Below are 15409 nucleotides of genomic sequence, written 5' to 3' on the forward strand. Positions count from 1 at the left end.
TTTTAATTTGATCAAAACGTGACATTTACACCAAAGTTGAAACTGCGCATTACCGGGTAGGCAGTGCCGTCTGAGATCTCCGGATCATAGTATGAAAAATGGGTCAGGTTGAAAAGATTGGTACCCGAGAAATAGAATTTCACACTTTCCAGCGCTTTATTGTAAAACCGGGGAGGTACAGTGTATCCCACAGTCAGGTATTTCAGTCTGACAAAGCCCGCGTTTTGATACCAGAAGGTCGATGCCGTATTATAAGTGCTGGACTGATTGGCGGACACTCTTTTGGGCAGATCGCCCCCTGGGTTTTCGGGACTCCAGCTGTTATCATACCAGCCCGCGTACATGCGGTTCCATTCTACTCCGCCTGCCAGGTCCTGATATGATTTCTGCTGATGCAGGTAGCCGTTAAACATCATGTCCACGCTAATGCCCTTCCAGCTTCCGCCCAGGTTCAGGCCATATACAACCGGAAAGTTACTTTTCTTGATAATAACCCGGTCGTAGGTATCAATTAGCCCGTCCGGCGTTCCCTGTGGGCCGCTCAAGTCCTTGTAAACCATCATTCCCAGCGCTGGGGCTATACCATTGTAAGTGTATCCCGGGTGGGCAGCGTTAAACTGGTCAAGCTCAGCCTGGTTCCGGATGATCTGGTCAAACTGGTAGCCGCGGATCACACTCAGCGATTTTCCGACAGGCACATCGATCGCCTGTGCGTTCTGGCTGTAATCCTGGGTAACGATCCTATTCCAGCCATAGGAGGCCGTGAGGTTGCCGTGGTATGCAAAAGCATTCTTCGTATTGTGGTATCCGAGGCTGAAATCAAAACCCTGGGCCTTGATCACCCCGTAATTCTCTGCCGGTAATGTCAGACTGAATGTCGGAGGTACCGACAAGATCCTGGAACCCAGGATGTCATAGGATTTTCTGTTCCAGTATTCCAGTGTGCCCGTCCAGTTTTTAAGGAAACTGATATCCATGCCCGCATTGTAGGTCAGCGCCTTTTCCCACGTCAGGTCCGGGTTCACAACAGAGCCGTAAGTGATCCCGGTCGAAGGTTTGGGATCAGTCCCGAAATAAGCCGGGTTGGCCTGTTTGTACGATTCCTGCCATTGCCATCCTCCCACTGCATCATTGCCTGTTAACCCAGCCGACAAACGTAGCTTCAGGTTATCGATCTTCGCCGACTTGGGGAAAAAGGATTCCTTCGAAATGACCCACCCGACTGCACCTGCCGGGAAAAAGCCCCATCTTTTATCCGGCGCAAAATTCATGGACCCATCTTTCCTGAACGAAAATGTCGCCAGGTACTTACCGTCGAAGTCATAATTGAACTGCCCGATGTAAGAGGCACGGCCGATCATAAAATCTGTACTCCCGCCGCCATAATCATCTGCCCGAGAGCCGCTGGCTGCCCACCACTGGTCGGTTGTATAAACCGGAAATGACTCTCTTCCGGCAAAAATACCGCTTCCGCTTGACTCTGCTTTTTCGTAAACCACAATGCCCTGGACATGATGCACATTGTCGAATGTATTCTCGTAGTTCAGCTGAAGGTCGAGCTGATAGTCCTGCGCCCAGTCGACGTTGGTGCTCAGATACTCCCTGGAAATATTGCTGGACAATTTCGTTCCGGTGATACTGGCATCGTCTGTATGGATAATGTGCCGGTTGACGCCGTCGCGCTTCATGACATTCATCACATAGTTTTTCTCGAAAACCTTCTGCCGGTTATAAGAATAGTTTTTGCTGTAAGCCGCCTTGGCGCTCAGCCCCTTCACGACCGGGATATTGTAAGTGGCGTTCAGTACCACCTGGGGTTTGAGAAAATTGGATTTATTATACCCACCGTCGCCGTTGACAGTTCCCCCTACATTGGCTATCCAGCCATAGTCCACAAGTTTTCCACTGTCGGTGTACACGGGCTGGTCCGGTTGCCATACGAGCAGTTTCCGATACAGCGCCTGCGCGCCCTCCCAGGTTACATTGCCCTGCATATTGTTACTAAGGCCCAATCCTACAAAGAATTGCAGGTCTTTAGTGGCGTCGATCGTAGCATTCAGCCTGATATTGTATTTATCGTAAGTGAGCGGTTTAAGGGATCCATTTTGCTTCACATACGAGGCCCCCGCATAATACCGGATCTTTTCACTGCCGCCAGTCACACTCAGGTTATGCTGTGAGGTCGACGGATTTCGCCAGACGGATTTAAGCTGGTCATAGCCCCATCCGTTATTAATTCCCTTGTAATAGTCCAGTTCCTCCTGAGACCAGGTCCAGCCTGCCGGATCGGAATTTCCGTTGATCCGAGTATACAGCTCTCCCGCCTGTACCGCGCTGGTGAGGTCCGCATTTTTAGTCCTGGTGTCAAAACCTGTACTGAATGAATAGTTGAATGTGGGCTTTCCTACCTTTCCTCTTCGGGTGGTAACCAGGATTACGCCGCCGGCCGAGCGCGAACCATACACCGCTGCTGAGGCAGCATCCTTCAAAACGGTGATGGTCTCAATCTCATTGGGGCTCAGGTTGTTGAAATCAGCCGCACTGCGGATCACGCCGTCAATGACATAGGTAACGGGTTGTGCATTGGAAGAGGAACTGGTGCGGATACTGATACCCGGGGTCGTTCCAGGTATGCCATTGGGCGTACTGATGTTGACTCCCGCCAACCGGCCAGCCAGCAGATTGCCCGAGGAAGTGGTGGGAATATCGCGGATTTCCTCACCGACATTCATGCTGACGACCGAGCCGGTCATTAAAGATTTCTTCTGTGCGCTGTATCCGGTTACTACCAGTTCTTCCAGCGATTTGGTATCCGCCTTCAGTACCACATCCATTCGCGTCCTGGTCCCAACGACCAGTTCCTGCGAAAAAAAGCCAACAAAGGAAAAAACCAGCACCGCTTCTTTGTCGGCCACTTCCACCCTGAACTCACCTTCTTCATTGGTGATGGTCCCCTTTTGAGTCCCCTTCAATACCACGCTGACGCCCGGTAAGCCCTGTCCCTTTTCATCGGAAACTTTGCCATTTAAAATAACCTCCGACCAAATCTCCGGTGCGGGCGAGGCGCTTGCCGACAGGTGAGGGGCCTGTACCGGATAGAACAATCCTTCGCCGCTATGGCCCGTCTGTCCCGACACAGGCATGCTTTGTACCTTTTTGCCTGCCTTCATGTTCTTTGTAACGATATACCCCCCGGTTCTCGATTTTTTATACTGAAGGCCGAGCGGGGCGAGCATATCGGCAAGGGCCTTTTCCGCGGATGATTCAAATGCCAGCTTTTCCACCGAAACTTCATATCCTTCCACCACGCTGTCAAAATACAGGATATCAACTTTGTAATGCAGCTTGAATTCCTGCAATGCCATTTTAAGGCTCTTTGTCGATTGCTGGGGAGCAATGACCGATGGCTGCTGTCGCCTTATTCCAGCAAGTAATTGGGTGTGCCCGGGCTGAACACTTCCCATCATCATCAGAATAAATAAGAATGAACGTATTGTTCTTTTCATAAAAAGGTGGTTAAAAATATAAGGGTTTAGGAATGTGCAAATCAGTAATCCAGGGTAATGACTTTTCCGTCCCCTGATTTTTTGTAGGAAAGGCCCGAGTCATCTGTCAGGATTTCCAGGAGCTCCTCCGCATTGAGTGCTGTAAACGAGCCGGAAATGGTCTGGGCAGCCAGCGTGGAATCCGGTATGCGGACTTCCAGACCGAAATTATCTTCAAACAAGGTGCATATCTCCCTCAGGCTCTCATTTTCAAAGATGAAACGATGGGCTTTCCAGGCGGAGTAATTTTGCGGATTGTCTGTTTTCCGAAGACTTGCATGACCTTTGGGGTCCATCGTCACCAGGTCTCCCGGCTTCATGGTGATTTGTCTGGCAGCTCTGCCATCCAGGTAGTGAAGCGTTACCTTCCCCTTGCTAAGCACCACTCTGGCGCCTCTCGCCCTGGCATATACGTTAAACTCGGTCCCCAATACTTCTACGTCGAGATTCTTATCTGTATGCACGACAAACCGCTTGTTCTCAGTGGTGTGTGTTATGCTAAAACTCGCCTCGCCTGTCATGTACACATCGCGTGCGTCTTTTCCAAAACCGAAGCGCGGAACCCTGAGCATGGAATTGGAATTCAAAATGACTTTGCTGCCGTCTGCGAGTTCGAGTCTTTGCGTCTGCCCAAATTTTGTCACATATATTTCGTAGCGAATGTGATCCCGCAAAAACCAGCCAGTTGAGAACATGACAAGCACAAGTGCTGCGGCGGCCATCCAGTACATTTTTCTGACTACCTGAAAACGCGCCAGCGTTGGTATGGCATCACCGCCACCGGCGGCCATGCCCCCTGCAGGAGTTTCCTCCATTCTTGAAAAATGGCGTGAAATTCCTTTTTCTACATCTGCCTGATATTGAAGCTTCTGGTTTTCCCATTCTAAAAGCCAAATAAAAAATTGCTCTCTGGCCTGAGCATCCTGGCTCCACTGGTCTATCATCTCTTTTTCAAAAGCAGTCGCCCGCCCTGAAAAATAATTGAAAACCAGCTCTTTATTAATTGATTCTTTCATCTGTCGAATTTGATGTTTTTGAAAAGACTATTGCGGTCTCATCAACGCTTAGTGGAAAAACCCCAGCAGCATGAGGAACCATTTGGCCTTGATAACCCTTCGAATCTCTTGCATGGCACCATACATTTGCGCCTCAACCGTCCGGAGTGAGAGGCCCAGCTCCGTAGCGATCTCGCCATATTTTTTCCCTTCATAGCGGTGCATCAGGTATATCTTGCGTCTTTTCAAAGGCAATTTGTTGATCGCGTTCTCGACATCGTTATACAAATCCTCGAACTGGGTAACCTGGTCGGGCTGAAGTTCCGGCTGCAAAGTCACATACTCTGCGTATTCCAGGGAAGTATTCCGCCGCACTTCTACTCTTACATAATCGTAGGCGCTGTAACGCACGGCTGTAAACAGATAGGCTCGGAAGGACGTCTGTATGGTTTCGAAGGCCTTGTCTTTATGAAACTTGTAGAACACATCTGATACAATATCTTCGGCTACCTCCTTGGAAGAGACATACCTGACTGCATGGCTGCACAGTGCGCGGTAATACCAGCGGAACATCAGCTCAATTCCTTTGCTGCTGTCTGATTCAAATGCCTTTTTAAGCAGCATTTCGGATTCTGTCAGCATTTCCTGATTTCGTTTAGGCTGATCAAAACCACCCGGGGAGGTGGGCGCTTTTTGTGGGTCATCCCCCGAATGATCAAAAACTCCTAAACTTTCCATGTTCGTTGGTTCAATGCGGTGTCTCAGGGGCAAAGCAAAATCTTACCCCTTTGTAAGTAAGTCGATCTGGGCGGGAAAAACACCTAGAACAAAATCGATCATTTTTGAAAAATAGGAATACAGCGTAAAGCTGGCCACCTGCTGCCGATATTAGCAAGGGAATTTTTGGCCGATTTTCACTTAAGTGGAAATTTTACAGATTATGACCCGTGACCTTTGTCAAAAAAACAAAGGATATCATGGACCCAATCAATGAAACAGGTGCAGCAAGACCAGCTATCGCTGTCAACACTGCCAAATCACTTCGTCGCCTTTATTTTCTACGTACCGCACTTTTTGTCATCCGGGCTATACTCCTCACCTTTTTTGTAAAAACCAATGCTGGCGTAGCGGGCGCATTGTTTATTATTTATCCGTTATAGGACGTGTTTGCTACCAGTCTCGACATTCAAGCCAATCCTTCGTATGTCTCAAAAACCCCGCAGTATGTCAACATTGCAATAGGATGACTAACTACGATTGGCGTGGGATTCGCCTTGCAAAAAGAGGTTCCGGAAGCGCTGATGGTCTTTGGTGCCTGGGCGATCATTACCGGACTCATTCAATTAATTTCAGGGCTGAGTCGACGTAAGGAAATGGGAGGGCAATGGCCGATGATGATCAGCGGCGGTCAACCTATCCTGGCCGGCGGTAGCTTTGCTGCACTTGCCCACGAGCCAACCATGGGCATTCACAGCCTGGCAGGCTATGCAGCTTTGGGCGCATTTTACTTTCTGATTGCGGCTATCAGATTAAATAAATTAATTAAAATGACACCTCCGTGAGTGAAGCCTACCCCGGGATCACCAACCCCTCTCTCAGCCGGATCGGGAAGAGGATAAATAGGTAACAAGCTTCCGCCCTGTTCGATACCGGACACAACCCGTTCTCTTACGAACATCAAACCTCTCCTAAATACCTCCAAACAGCGCTCAAAAGCGCATTTCTGCACTTTCCGATTCCTGGCACGTATTTATACTATAAAATGTAAACTAATCATTTTTGGAATGCGCAGGACGTATTTGGGAGAATTTGAAGAAGTGGTGCTGCTTATGATCGCTATTCTCGACGGGCATGCTTACGGCGTCACCGTGTCGCAGGAAATTGAGCGGCAAACAGGCAGGATCGTCGCCTTCGGCTCGGTTCACAATACGTTGATCCGCCTGGAAGAGAAAGGCTTCGTTACCTCCGAGCTGGGCGGGGCGACTACCGAGCGGGGCGGCAGGCGGAAACGCCTTTTTAAGGTAACAGCCCTGGGAAGAACGGCGCTGACCGATATTCAGCTGCTGCGCAACAAGCTTTGGAAACAAATGCCCGATGCCACTTTAAACCTGAGCGGCATATGAACACGCCACAACCGCCACGGTGGGCAAAAACGATCCTTCGCTGGCTGCACCCCGAAAATACGATTGAAGAAGTGGAAGGGGATCTCGACGAGCTCTATGCGTACTCGCATCAACGTTCAGGTAAAAGACTGGCACTGCTGCGCTATCTGTTCGACATGGTGACAGTGCTCCCACCATTTGTACATCGGCGTCGTAATAAAACAAGATATGAACAACCATTTTCTCTTAGCCCTGATATGTTAAAAAACTATTTCAAAATCGCCTGGCGGAACATCGTGCGCCAAAAAGCCTATTCAATATTAAACATTGCCGGCTTGTCCATTGGCATGGCGTGCAGTATCCTGATCCTGTTATGGGTACAGAACGAGCTGAGTTACGATCGTTTTCATCCCCGCGCCGACCAACTGTTTCGTCTGACCTGTAATGCCGGTGATTTCAAGACGGCTGTGAGCGCGGCGGGTATGGCCAAAGGCTTGCAGGCACAGCTGCCCCAGATAAAAGGCGGAGTAAGGATCAGCAAACCCAATCCCGCGCTGTTTGAAGTGGGAGAAAAAAAGATAGAAGAAAAACGCGTATTTTTTGCAGATTCGAATTTCCTCGAAGTTTTCTCCTTTCCCTTGCTGGCAGGAAATGCGGCAACAGCCCTGAAAGATCCGGGAGCCATATTGATCACAGAAGAAACAGCCGTAAAATATTATGGCACACGCGATGCCGTAGGCAAGACGATCCGCATCAACAATAACGAAAACTTTACAATTGGGGGCATTCTGGCCAATACGCCCTCCAATTCACATTTACAGTTCGATGTGATCATTCCCATGAAAACCATGGCAAAGTGGAACTGGGACTTACAAAACGATACATGGAGTAGTTTTAACTTTTATACCTATCTCGAACTGGATGCAAAGACGGCTGCATCCGCTTCCGCCCGGCAAAAACTCGTCCGACAAATCGACAAGATTTTCAAGGATCACGGCGGGACGATCAAAATCGACTTTCAGTTACAGCCGTTAACTGATATTCACCTGCATTCCAACCTGCAGATCGACCTTCCCGGGCACGGCAGCATTCAGTATGTTAATATTTTCTTTGTGGTCGCGCTCTTCATTCTGGTGGTGGCTTGCATTAATTTCATGAACCTTGCCACCGCGCGCTCCGAGCGCCGGGCCAAAGAGGTAGGACTGCGCAAAGTCGTGGGCGCGAATCGCTACCAGCTTGTGTTCCAGTTTCTTGGCGAATCGCTCATCTTTTCGTTCCTCTCGCTGGTGATCGCGATCGGGATTGTATATCTGCTGCTGCCCGTCTTTACGATGCTGACCGAGAAAACACTCGCCATTCATTTGCTGGATGGCAAGCTGCTGCTGAGCCTGATCGGCATTGCGGTATTGACGGGCTTGCTTTCCGGCAGCTATCCCGCATTGTTCCTGTCTGGGTTTGCTCCTGTGAAAGTGCTGAAAGGCAAGCTTCGGGTCGCTGGCGGAAATTTGCTTTTTCGCAATGCACTGGTGGTTACGCAATTCGTGGTCGCGATTGTGCTGCTCGTGGGCACAGCCGTGGTTTACAAACAATTGGATTTTATCAAAAAGCGGAACCTGGGTTTTGACAAATCCAACTTGCTATACCTTCCCATGACCGGGGAGCTGGGCGGAAAACAACAGGCATTGAAAGCATCACTGGCAGAAAATCCGCTGACGGAAAATTTCACCGTCATTTCAGATCTGCCTACAAAACTTGAATCAGGTACTATTGATTTGATTTGGGATGGACAAACCACCCGGAACCAGGTCGTATTCCCTTCGCTGGATGTGGACGAAAACTTTGTTAAAGTCTTCAAAGCACAAATATTGGCTGGCCGCAGTTTCGACAAATCCTTTACCGGCGACAGTTCCAGTTATGTGGTCAATGAAAAAGCAATGCAGATCATGGGAATGAATGTGAACAATGCGGTGGGCCAAAATCTGACATTTGGCGGTAGAAAGGGGACGATTATTGGGGTTGTCAAGGATTTTCACTTCAAATCCTTGCAATACGCCATGGAACCGCTGATCCTTCGTCTGAACAAATGGGGCGGTATCATGATGGTACGAACCACTGCTGGCAATAATGAGCAGACGATCAAAGCATTGGAGAAAATCAATCAGCAGCTCAATCCGGCCTTTCCCTTCACATTTGGTTTTCTGGATAAGGATTTGGACAACCTGTACCGCAGCGAGCAGCAAATGGGAAGCATTTTCAATTTGTTTGCCGGGCTGGCCATTTTCATTTCCTGCCTTGGTTTGTATGGACTATCCGCCTTCATGGCTGAGCAGCGCACCAAGGAAATCGGCGTACGCAAAGTACTGGGCGCGACCGTCGCAGGGGTTGTGGGGTTACTCTCTCAGGATTTTTTAAAACTGATCGTCATCGCCATCATTATCGCTTCACCAATCGCCTGGTATGCCATGAACAAATGGCTGCAGGGATTCGCCTACCAAACCACGCTTGAATGGTGGGTTATTGCGCTGGCAGGAATACTGGCAACGGGCATTGCATTGTTTACGATCAGTTTTCAGAGTATCAAGGCGGCATTAACGAACCCGGTGAAAAGTTTACGGAGCGAGTAGGTTGTCTCGAAGCCTTCAGCCGCAACTACTCCGGAATAACCGGCTCCCAAATTTCCCTTGTTTGCGGGTCTTCCATTTGCACGCCCCAATCGAACATCGCTTTTAGCACTGGTATCAGAGTCTTCCCGCGTTCACTGAGTTCATACTCGACACGGGGAGGCTTTTCTTGATACTGGTGTCGAATGATCAGGCCGTCGTTCTGCAGTTCGTTGAGTTGCTGCGTCAATATTTTGCGGGAAATATTCGGTATCAGCATGGTCAGCTTCCCGAAGCGCACCCTTCCCGGCAGCAGCCGGATCAAAATAACAGGTTTCCATTTTCCTCCTATATAGCCAACCGTGCGCACGACTGCACAGTTGAGCGGGTTATCGTGATCTTTTCTCATGAGTTACCAATATGTTACCACTCTTTTCCTTTGGTTACACTTTCGTAACCACCAATTTGGCCAGGTCGCGAATCCAACCCTATTCCTTTTAGTTTCTTTACGAAACAAAAGTAAAAAGGAATGTCAAATAAACAGAATCACGATTTGGAACTGGAAGGAAAGATAGCCCTCGTGACGGGCGGAACAAAGGGAATCGGCGAGGCAATTGCCGACAGATTGGCGCTTTCAGGCGCGAAAGTAATCGTCACGGCCAGGAACCGTCCCGACGAAAAAGACCTGAAACATCATTTCATTGCGGCGGATTTATCGACTGGCGCTGGAGTGGCTCAGCTGGTTGACGAAATCGGCAAAAATTTTGACCGGATCGACATATTGATCAACAACATGGGCGCAAATACTTTTCCTGGTGGTGGATATAGCACCCTCACGGATGAGCATTGGGACCAGGCATTGCAAGTGAATCTGTTATCTTCTGTCAGGCTGGACAAGGCGGTTTTACCAAAAATGCTGGAACTGAAAAGCGGTGTGATCATCCACATTTCTTCAACAAGCGGTATGTTCCCGATTTGGGAGTCTACCATGGCTTACAGCGCGGCCAAGGCTGCTTTGAATGCTTACAGCAAAACGCTGGCTAACGAGGTTTCCCCACAAGGCGTGAGGGTCATCACAGTTTCGCCCGGCTTGAACAAAACGCAATCCATCGCTACTTTTTTAGAAGATTTGGCCAAAAGTGCGGGCATTACTACCGAAGCAATGACGCAAAATCTGATGCAGCGGCTCGGCGGCGTGCCCTTGGGAAGAATGGCCGACCCCCTTGAGACGGCAGAGCTGGTCAACTTCCTCGTTTCGCCGGGCGCATCTTATATCACAGGAGCAAATTATGTAGTCGACGGCGGCAATTTTCCGATTGTCTAGCCTCTCGGTGTAACTAACGTTTTTGCCACCAGTCTTCCAAAGTTACGTCTGCAAGCTCGACCTTTTTGAGCACCTCATCTGCAGGATACCTCCTTTCGGGGAAAAGAGCGTTGTAGACGTAACGGATGATCTCCCGCATTTCGCAGGCATCAAAGGGATACCGCCCGCCACTGAAGGTTGCCAGATCAACATGCTCGTTGGTAAGCAACCAGGCGAGAGCGATCCGGAGATATTCCATATCACCGTGTTTGACTGCCTTTAACCTCATCGTCTCTACCAGACCTGCATAATCACGGACATCGTCCGGCGGTAAATCATGGTCATTGAAATAGCCTGCCGTAATGGTGCCGAGGTAGTAATGGATCATTGACTCACTGATGCGCATGGGTGTTAATTATTCATGGTGATCACTTGTGCATCGCAAATTCCGAAGACATAAACCCACATTCCACGTTACCATGAACCGCCCCTAAAACAAGTCCCTTGATCTCGTTGGAATGTCACCCAGATATTTGCTCGGAAAGGGTTTCAGAAACTTGTGAAGGTTATAGGCCGGTATTTTGCGGTCCGCAATCATTTGCAACTCCTCAGGTGTGGCATAAAAAAAATACGACCAGCCATCACTGTCGCCGATCAGCAGCGCGTGGTACTCCTTATTGTAATTGGCGTAGCATCGATGCCAGGTGCCCGTTTCAAATGAACTCGCTTCATAATAATTTCTATCCAGGAAGTTCCCGATTACAAGCTCATTCAACTTTTGAAGAGCAGGAATATCTCCGCCGTTGCCGCCGACACTGTCAGCCTTCACATAGGTGTAATCAACTTCTGCCGAATTACTTCCGTTCACTTTTGATATTAAATAGATGACCAAAATAACCGAGCAGATGTAAAATGTTACTTTCAATTTCTCCGGGACCATTTTATTGCGCCTATTTATCATTTTTGATATTCAGGTGATCATGTAGTTCGCTGTTCACCTTACTAATCTTAAAGTATTTTCTCGCTTTTCAAAAAGAGCCTTGTTGATTGGCCCCCTACTTTTGCACAACTTGGGCACTATTTCCCTTTCCGCCAATCTGCCCAATTCAAAAATCAATCAAAATGACCGCTACCAACCTCTTCAAGCAAATCGAGTTCATCAAGGAAGTCGACAAGCTCAAATACATTCTCCGCAAAACGAAGTTGATCAATAGCGACCGGAACGAGAATGATGCCGAACATAGCTGGCATTTGGCCCTGATGGCGGTGGTTCTGGCCGGACATGCCAACTTTCCGGTTGACCTTTTAAAAGTGATCAAAATGCTGCTGATCCATGATATTGTAGAAATAGATGCCGGCGATACGTTCATTTATGATACCCAGAAAAACCACAACAATACGGAGGAAGAAAGAAAGGCAGCGAACCGGATCTTCGGATTATTGCCTCAGGATCAGGCCAGCGAACTGATCGATATCTGGGAAGAGTTTGAGGCGGGGGAAACCAATGAATCTAAATTTGCCCGGGCGATGGACCGCCTGGAACCATTGCTCCAGAACACGTCCAACAATGGTGGCACCTGGAATGAGTTTGGGGTTAATTACGAAAAGGTTTATGCCAAAAAGCAGGTTATCCAACTGGGTTCCGACTCGATTTGGGAATATGCGGAGCAGTTGTTGAATGAGAGTGTCGAGAAAGGGATTCTGAAGAAGTAGGATCGCTGTGGATTACATTTTTTTCACCAGCTTCCTCCTGACTTTCGCCGCATTCAGGCCGACTGCCACTTTCAAATTTACCTGCGTCCCGCCGTAATTTTTGATAAAATTGGAAGGATTGACGGAAGCACGAATACGATAAAAGAGCGAGGCATTTTCTCTCGGGTCGGTCATGTTTTTCAGGAGTCGGTCAAGCTCGAAACCGAATACCGGACTATACCCAACCACGTGGCGCCGGTCTTCACTGCCTGATTTGGCGGGAGTAAATTCGTTGATTCCCAAGCCCGCGAACGGCACCGCCAGCCATTTATTTTTACGGATCTTCACGCCATAAATCACTTCTACGGAAGTCAGGTTCGTTTTCGTCGCAGCGGACCAGTCGCCTCTTCCTTCCAGCTCCTTTTTTGTTTTATTAAAACCGAAAGTCATATCCAGTCCAAGCATTGCTCTTTTGATATCCAGGTCAAAACCAAGAACAAGTCCCGTCGCATCAGTGAAATGCGCTTTGGTTTTCCCGCTGAAAATGTTCCGGCCCATACCCGCGTAAAGCCCGATCCACGTATTGCCGGTCGCCTTCACTTCTGTTATTTCCGGCGTATTGCGTATCAGATCGGCCACTTTGGCTTCCCACTCAGCCATCGCCTGCGCATTGTCCGGCCGGGAAAGCTGCTCGATCATGTACTTCCTCAACTGCGAAACTTCATTGCTCGTTTCCAGGAAAATACGGTCCAGGGTCGGCTTAATCGGGTCCACTTTTTCGTTCAGTTCGCCAAGCTCAAATGCCCTCCATTCAATCAGTCTGGCCTCATATCCCGACAAATCAAAGAGAAGCTGGGCATAGCGAAGCGACCGCTCACTGGAACTGGGCAATGTGGCGGTGCGCCTGTTCAACATAGCAAAGGCATGAACGATCGGGGCATATTTTCCTGCTTTCAAAGGCTGGGATGCATATTGATAGTGCACAACGATGTCCGCAAACACATGCGTCACGCCAAGATCGATCGAAAAATCACTGGGCTTCAGCTTCAATCCCGGCCGCCACCTGAGCGTATCTGTCTGAGCGTTACAGAGATTGAAGACGAATAAAATGAAAAGAGCTAAAAGCGTAGATTTTTTCAGCACGATGAATCAAACGGTTGAGGATATTAAAGCCAGCGATGATGCCAGGCTACTTTCCGGCCATGTATTTTCGGAAGTGCAGCATCTTTCGTCCTCTCAAGAATAACCGATTTAATCTCAAGATATCCCGACGCCCAGTGATAGCAGAGATGATTTAGCTTTGGCAGTACCAATCTTTAAATCAAAAAACTGCCGGTCAAATGATGGATTACCAACTACTTCTGCGCCAACTTTACATGGATTTCAACGCCCGCCAAATCGATTCCGTTTTAGCTCATTTGCATACCGACGTTACCTGGCCTAATGGCTGGGAAGGCGGCTATGTGGCTGGTCAAGAAGCAGTTCGGGCATATTGGCTGCGCCAGTGGCAGGAAATTGACCCTTCGGTAGAGCCGGTTGTATTTGAAACAAGAGCTGATGGGAGCATTGCAATCCAAGTCCATCAAATTGTCAAGGATTTGAACGGTCAGTTGCTCAGCGACACGCATTTGCAGCATGTATATCGATTCGAAAATGGGAAGGTGCGGAGTATGATAATCGAAGGTTAAAACTTGTACATCATCTGTACATTCAAACCCAATCGATAAGCGTGAATATCAACGCCGGAAGGAGGAATCGAGTAGCTGAAAGTCGGCTGGGCGACCAGCGCCAAATGCCCGGCAAAATGGTAAATGGCCCCTGCCCCAACTGTGGGCGATATTCTTGATGTATTTCGATCCGATTTGAACTTGACTGTTCCAACATCCGGAATTTTCAGATAGCTCGTAGTGGTAAAATTCCATAACGCACCTGCTGAAAAATAAGGAGACAACTTGCGTTCAGACGTCTGATAATTAGCCATCACAGGTATAGAAAACTGATGAGACCGGCTGGGGGAGCCAGAGACCCTAATTGTAGAATACCCATACCACAAACCGGTAGATGCAGACCATTTTTCCGAAAAAGCGTATCGTCCATTCAAACCCACCCAATACCCTTTTGGCGACGCCTCCGATTTGATCTCCTGCGAAACAAAGCCGCCGCTGTTATTTGGTTCAGGTATGGTAGCTACTACGATGCTTTTGGAATGTCCAAAAAATGGGGCCACTGTTGCGGATAAAGCGAACTTACTCTGGCTGAATGCATTTGCCCCGGAAAACAGGAGCACAACCAGGAATATTACGGAGTGGGCTGTCGATTTCATGTTGCTTGCTTAAATAACCGCTGATTTACTTAGAAAGGTATTGAAAAAAGATAAGATAATAGTTGTATTATCTTAAATGAAACAATTCCCGGAGGACGGTTACAGCGAAAAAAGGCGCGATGAATTCAAGATCGGCCATGGCGAAGATTTTGGGATAAATCTATTTGCGGGGAAGCGGATACTTTTTCATGGTTTCAGCCATGCGGAAAGTTTTTTGCACGATAACATCATCATGCTCCGAAACCGGGGTTGCAGGTTCCGATTTGGCTTTGGTTGCCGCTTTGTTGGACGTCTTAACTGTGATGGTTGACATGGTATCTGTGTGTTATGTTCGAATTTAAGGATTTCTCAGCGATAACAAAAACGCATCAAAATTGATCCCTCGGCGGAATTTGATAAAACCAATGTCCTCCGTTTTGATCAGCCCATATAATTGTAAATCTTCGGGCAACTCATCCAAAACCTTGGATATCTCCCGCTGATAAAGTCGTGTTCTCGGAAAAGTACTGCCCTCAGCATATAAATACGCAGACGGATATTTTCGCAAAAAATCGAGTGCAATGGAGGCTATTGTACCCAGGATCAGGCGCATATCATCATTTCTCGTTTGAATTCTGTCGTCCACTTTTTGCTTTGTCGGATCCCAAACCCCGAAACCAACATTGAAAAGCTCCTGCCTCGAATCGTGTGCTACCCTTGTAATAAAGGTTCGCAGCTCAAATCTGCCATTTGGCCCCTCACTGAAAAACCGGCGGGAATCAAGGATTTCAATGCCAGACTTATGGCCGTAGTTTTCTGCACTGATCTTCTCTGTATCGTAAGTGGATACACTCATGCATTTCAAATGTA

At 48.4% G+C, this 15409-nt stretch carries 17 protein-coding genes; 7 read left to right on the forward strand and 10 right to left on the reverse strand.

The annotated features are described in order from the left end of the window. Nucleotides 1–11 precede the first annotated feature (11 nt). From AC1XUF_RS27930 to AC1XUF_RS27940, 3 genes are read right to left on the reverse strand one after another with little or no spacing between them, the layout of a single operon-like run. Entirely contained in the window at nt 12–3506 is a 3495-nt protein-coding gene (locus AC1XUF_RS27930; RefSeq protein ID WP_483345161.1) for a SusC/RagA family TonB-linked outer membrane protein, read from the reverse strand. 41 nt (nt 3507–3547) lie between these two features. Continuing rightward, nucleotides 3548–4561: a FecR family protein gene (locus AC1XUF_RS27935; protein WP_483345162.1), complete on the reverse strand. Its 1014-nt coding sequence runs from the start codon at nt 4559–4561 to the stop codon at nt 3548–3550. Nucleotides 4562–4609: 48 nt separating this feature from the next. Further along, a complete protein-coding gene (locus AC1XUF_RS27940) occupies nt 4610–5278 on the reverse strand; it encodes an RNA polymerase sigma-70 factor (protein WP_483345163.1) in 669 nt (222 codons plus the stop codon). A gap of 239 nt (nt 5279–5517) precedes the next feature. Between AC1XUF_RS27940 and AC1XUF_RS27945 the strand changes: the two genes are divergently transcribed. The 4 genes from AC1XUF_RS27945 (at nt 5518) to AC1XUF_RS27960 (ending at nt 9266) form a co-directional block, all read left to right on the forward strand. Then, entirely contained in the window at nt 5518–5700 is a 183-nt protein-coding gene (locus tag AC1XUF_RS27945) for a hypothetical protein (protein ID WP_483345164.1), read from the forward strand. A gap of 102 nt (nt 5701–5802) precedes the next feature. Continuing rightward, entirely contained in the window at nt 5803–6102 is a 300-nt protein-coding gene (locus tag AC1XUF_RS27950) for a DUF308 domain-containing protein (protein ID WP_483345165.1), read from the forward strand. 222 nt (nt 6103–6324) lie between these two features. Continuing rightward, on the forward strand, nt 6325–6663 hold the full coding sequence (locus AC1XUF_RS27955) for a PadR family transcriptional regulator (RefSeq protein WP_483345166.1): 339 nt from the start codon (nt 6325–6327) through the stop codon (nt 6661–6663). Beyond that, nucleotides 6660–9266 (forward strand): ABC transporter permease, encoded by a 2607-nt coding sequence (locus tag AC1XUF_RS27960; protein WP_483345167.1) that lies wholly within the window; start codon nt 6660–6662, stop codon nt 9264–9266. Before AC1XUF_RS27955 ends, AC1XUF_RS27960 begins: the two co-directional genes overlap by 4 nt. A 25-nt stretch (nt 9267–9291) precedes the next feature. Here the strand turns inward: AC1XUF_RS27960 and AC1XUF_RS27965 are convergent, their stop codons facing one another. Further along, nucleotides 9292–9651, reverse strand: a complete 360-nt coding sequence (locus AC1XUF_RS27965; RefSeq protein ID WP_483345168.1) for a winged helix-turn-helix transcriptional regulator — start codon at nt 9649–9651, stop codon at nt 9292–9294. 120 nt (nt 9652–9771) lie between these two features. On the opposite strand from AC1XUF_RS27965, the gene AC1XUF_RS27970 reads away from it, so the two are divergent. Continuing rightward, on the forward strand, nt 9772–10566 hold the full coding sequence (locus tag AC1XUF_RS27970; protein WP_483345169.1) for an SDR family oxidoreductase: 795 nt from the start codon (nt 9772–9774) through the stop codon (nt 10564–10566). Nucleotides 10567–10579: 13 nt separating this feature from the next. Here AC1XUF_RS27970 and AC1XUF_RS27975 read toward each other — a convergent pair whose 3' ends face one another. After that, nucleotides 10580–10951 carry a hypothetical protein gene (locus tag AC1XUF_RS27975; protein WP_483345170.1) on the reverse strand — a complete coding sequence of 124 codons (372 nt, stop codon included), beginning with the start codon at nt 10949–10951 and terminating at the stop codon, nt 10580–10582. A gap of 84 nt (nt 10952–11035) precedes the next feature. Continuing rightward, a complete protein-coding gene (locus tag AC1XUF_RS27980) occupies nt 11036–11506 on the reverse strand; it encodes a hypothetical protein (RefSeq protein ID WP_483345171.1) in 471 nt (156 codons plus the stop codon). Nucleotides 11507–11667: 161 nt separating this feature from the next. Here AC1XUF_RS27980 and AC1XUF_RS27985 point away from each other — a divergent pair, with 161 nt between their 5' ends. Then, on the forward strand, nt 11668–12258 hold the full coding sequence (locus AC1XUF_RS27985; protein WP_483345172.1) for an HD domain-containing protein: 591 nt from the start codon (nt 11668–11670) through the stop codon (nt 12256–12258). A 12-nt stretch (nt 12259–12270) separates the two neighbouring features. Here AC1XUF_RS27985 and AC1XUF_RS27990 read toward each other — a convergent pair whose 3' ends face one another. Beyond that, nucleotides 12271–13380, reverse strand: coding sequence for a hypothetical protein (locus AC1XUF_RS27990; RefSeq protein WP_483345173.1), 1110 nt, complete (start codon nt 13378–13380; stop codon nt 12271–12273). 197 nt (nt 13381–13577) lie between these two features. Here AC1XUF_RS27990 and AC1XUF_RS27995 point away from each other — a divergent pair, with 197 nt between their 5' ends. Then, nucleotides 13578–13925 carry a nuclear transport factor 2 family protein gene (locus AC1XUF_RS27995; RefSeq protein WP_483345174.1) on the forward strand — a complete coding sequence of 116 codons (348 nt, stop codon included), beginning with the start codon at nt 13578–13580 and terminating at the stop codon, nt 13923–13925. Here the strand turns inward: AC1XUF_RS27995 and AC1XUF_RS28000 are convergent. From AC1XUF_RS28000 to AC1XUF_RS28010, 3 genes are all read right to left on the reverse strand, one after another. Beyond that, nucleotides 13922–14560: an outer membrane beta-barrel protein gene (locus AC1XUF_RS28000; RefSeq protein WP_483345175.1), complete on the reverse strand. Its 639-nt coding sequence runs from the start codon at nt 14558–14560 to the stop codon at nt 13922–13924. The genes AC1XUF_RS27995 and AC1XUF_RS28000 overlap by 4 nt on opposite strands. A 160-nt stretch (nt 14561–14720) precedes the next feature. Then, nucleotides 14721–14873 (reverse strand): hypothetical protein, encoded by a 153-nt coding sequence (locus tag AC1XUF_RS28005; protein ID WP_483345176.1) that lies wholly within the window; start codon nt 14871–14873, stop codon nt 14721–14723. Between the two features lie 24 nt (nt 14874–14897). Next, nucleotides 14898–15395, reverse strand: coding sequence for a DUF6934 family protein (locus AC1XUF_RS28010; protein WP_483345177.1), 498 nt, complete (start codon nt 15393–15395; stop codon nt 14898–14900). Nucleotides 15396–15409 lie beyond the last annotated feature (14 nt).

The organism is Dyadobacter sp. HNCC25DJ185, assembly GCF_056895195.1.

Coding starts and splice junctions, on each gene's coding strand:
- AC1XUF_RS27930 (WP_483345161.1), bottom strand. CDS start 3,506: ATGAAAAGAACAATACGTTCATTCTTATTTATTCTGATGATGATGGGA.
- AC1XUF_RS27935 (WP_483345162.1), bottom strand. CDS start 4,561: ATGAAAGAATCAATTAATAAAGAGCTGGTTTTCAATTATTTTTCAGGG.
- AC1XUF_RS27940 (WP_483345163.1), bottom strand. CDS start 5,278: ATGGAAAGTTTAGGAGTTTTTGATCATTCGGGGGATGACCCACAAAAA.
- AC1XUF_RS27945 (WP_483345164.1), top strand. CDS start 5,518: ATGGACCCAATCAATGAAACAGGTGCAGCAAGACCAGCTATCGCTGTC.
- AC1XUF_RS27955 (WP_483345166.1), top strand. CDS start 6,325: ATGCGCAGGACGTATTTGGGAGAATTTGAAGAAGTGGTGCTGCTTATG.
- AC1XUF_RS27960 (WP_483345167.1), top strand. CDS start 6,660: ATGAACACGCCACAACCGCCACGGTGGGCAAAAACGATCCTTCGCTGG.
- AC1XUF_RS27965 (WP_483345168.1), bottom strand. CDS start 9,651: ATGAGAAAAGATCACGATAACCCGCTCAACTGTGCAGTCGTGCGCACG.
- AC1XUF_RS27970 (WP_483345169.1), top strand. CDS start 9,772: ATGTCAAATAAACAGAATCACGATTTGGAACTGGAAGGAAAGATAGCC.
- AC1XUF_RS27975 (WP_483345170.1), bottom strand. CDS start 10,951: ATGCGCATCAGTGAGTCAATGATCCATTACTACCTCGGCACCATTACG.
- AC1XUF_RS27980 (WP_483345171.1), bottom strand. CDS start 11,506: ATGATAAATAGGCGCAATAAAATGGTCCCGGAGAAATTGAAAGTAACA.
- AC1XUF_RS27985 (WP_483345172.1), top strand. CDS start 11,668: ATGACCGCTACCAACCTCTTCAAGCAAATCGAGTTCATCAAGGAAGTC.
- AC1XUF_RS27995 (WP_483345174.1), top strand. CDS start 13,578: ATGATGGATTACCAACTACTTCTGCGCCAACTTTACATGGATTTCAAC.
- AC1XUF_RS28000 (WP_483345175.1), bottom strand. CDS start 14,560: ATGAAATCGACAGCCCACTCCGTAATATTCCTGGTTGTGCTCCTGTTT.
- AC1XUF_RS28005 (WP_483345176.1), bottom strand. CDS start 14,873: ATGTCAACCATCACAGTTAAGACGTCCAACAAAGCGGCAACCAAAGCC.
- AC1XUF_RS28010 (WP_483345177.1), bottom strand. CDS start 15,395: ATGAGTGTATCCACTTACGATACAGAGAAGATCAGTGCAGAAAACTAC.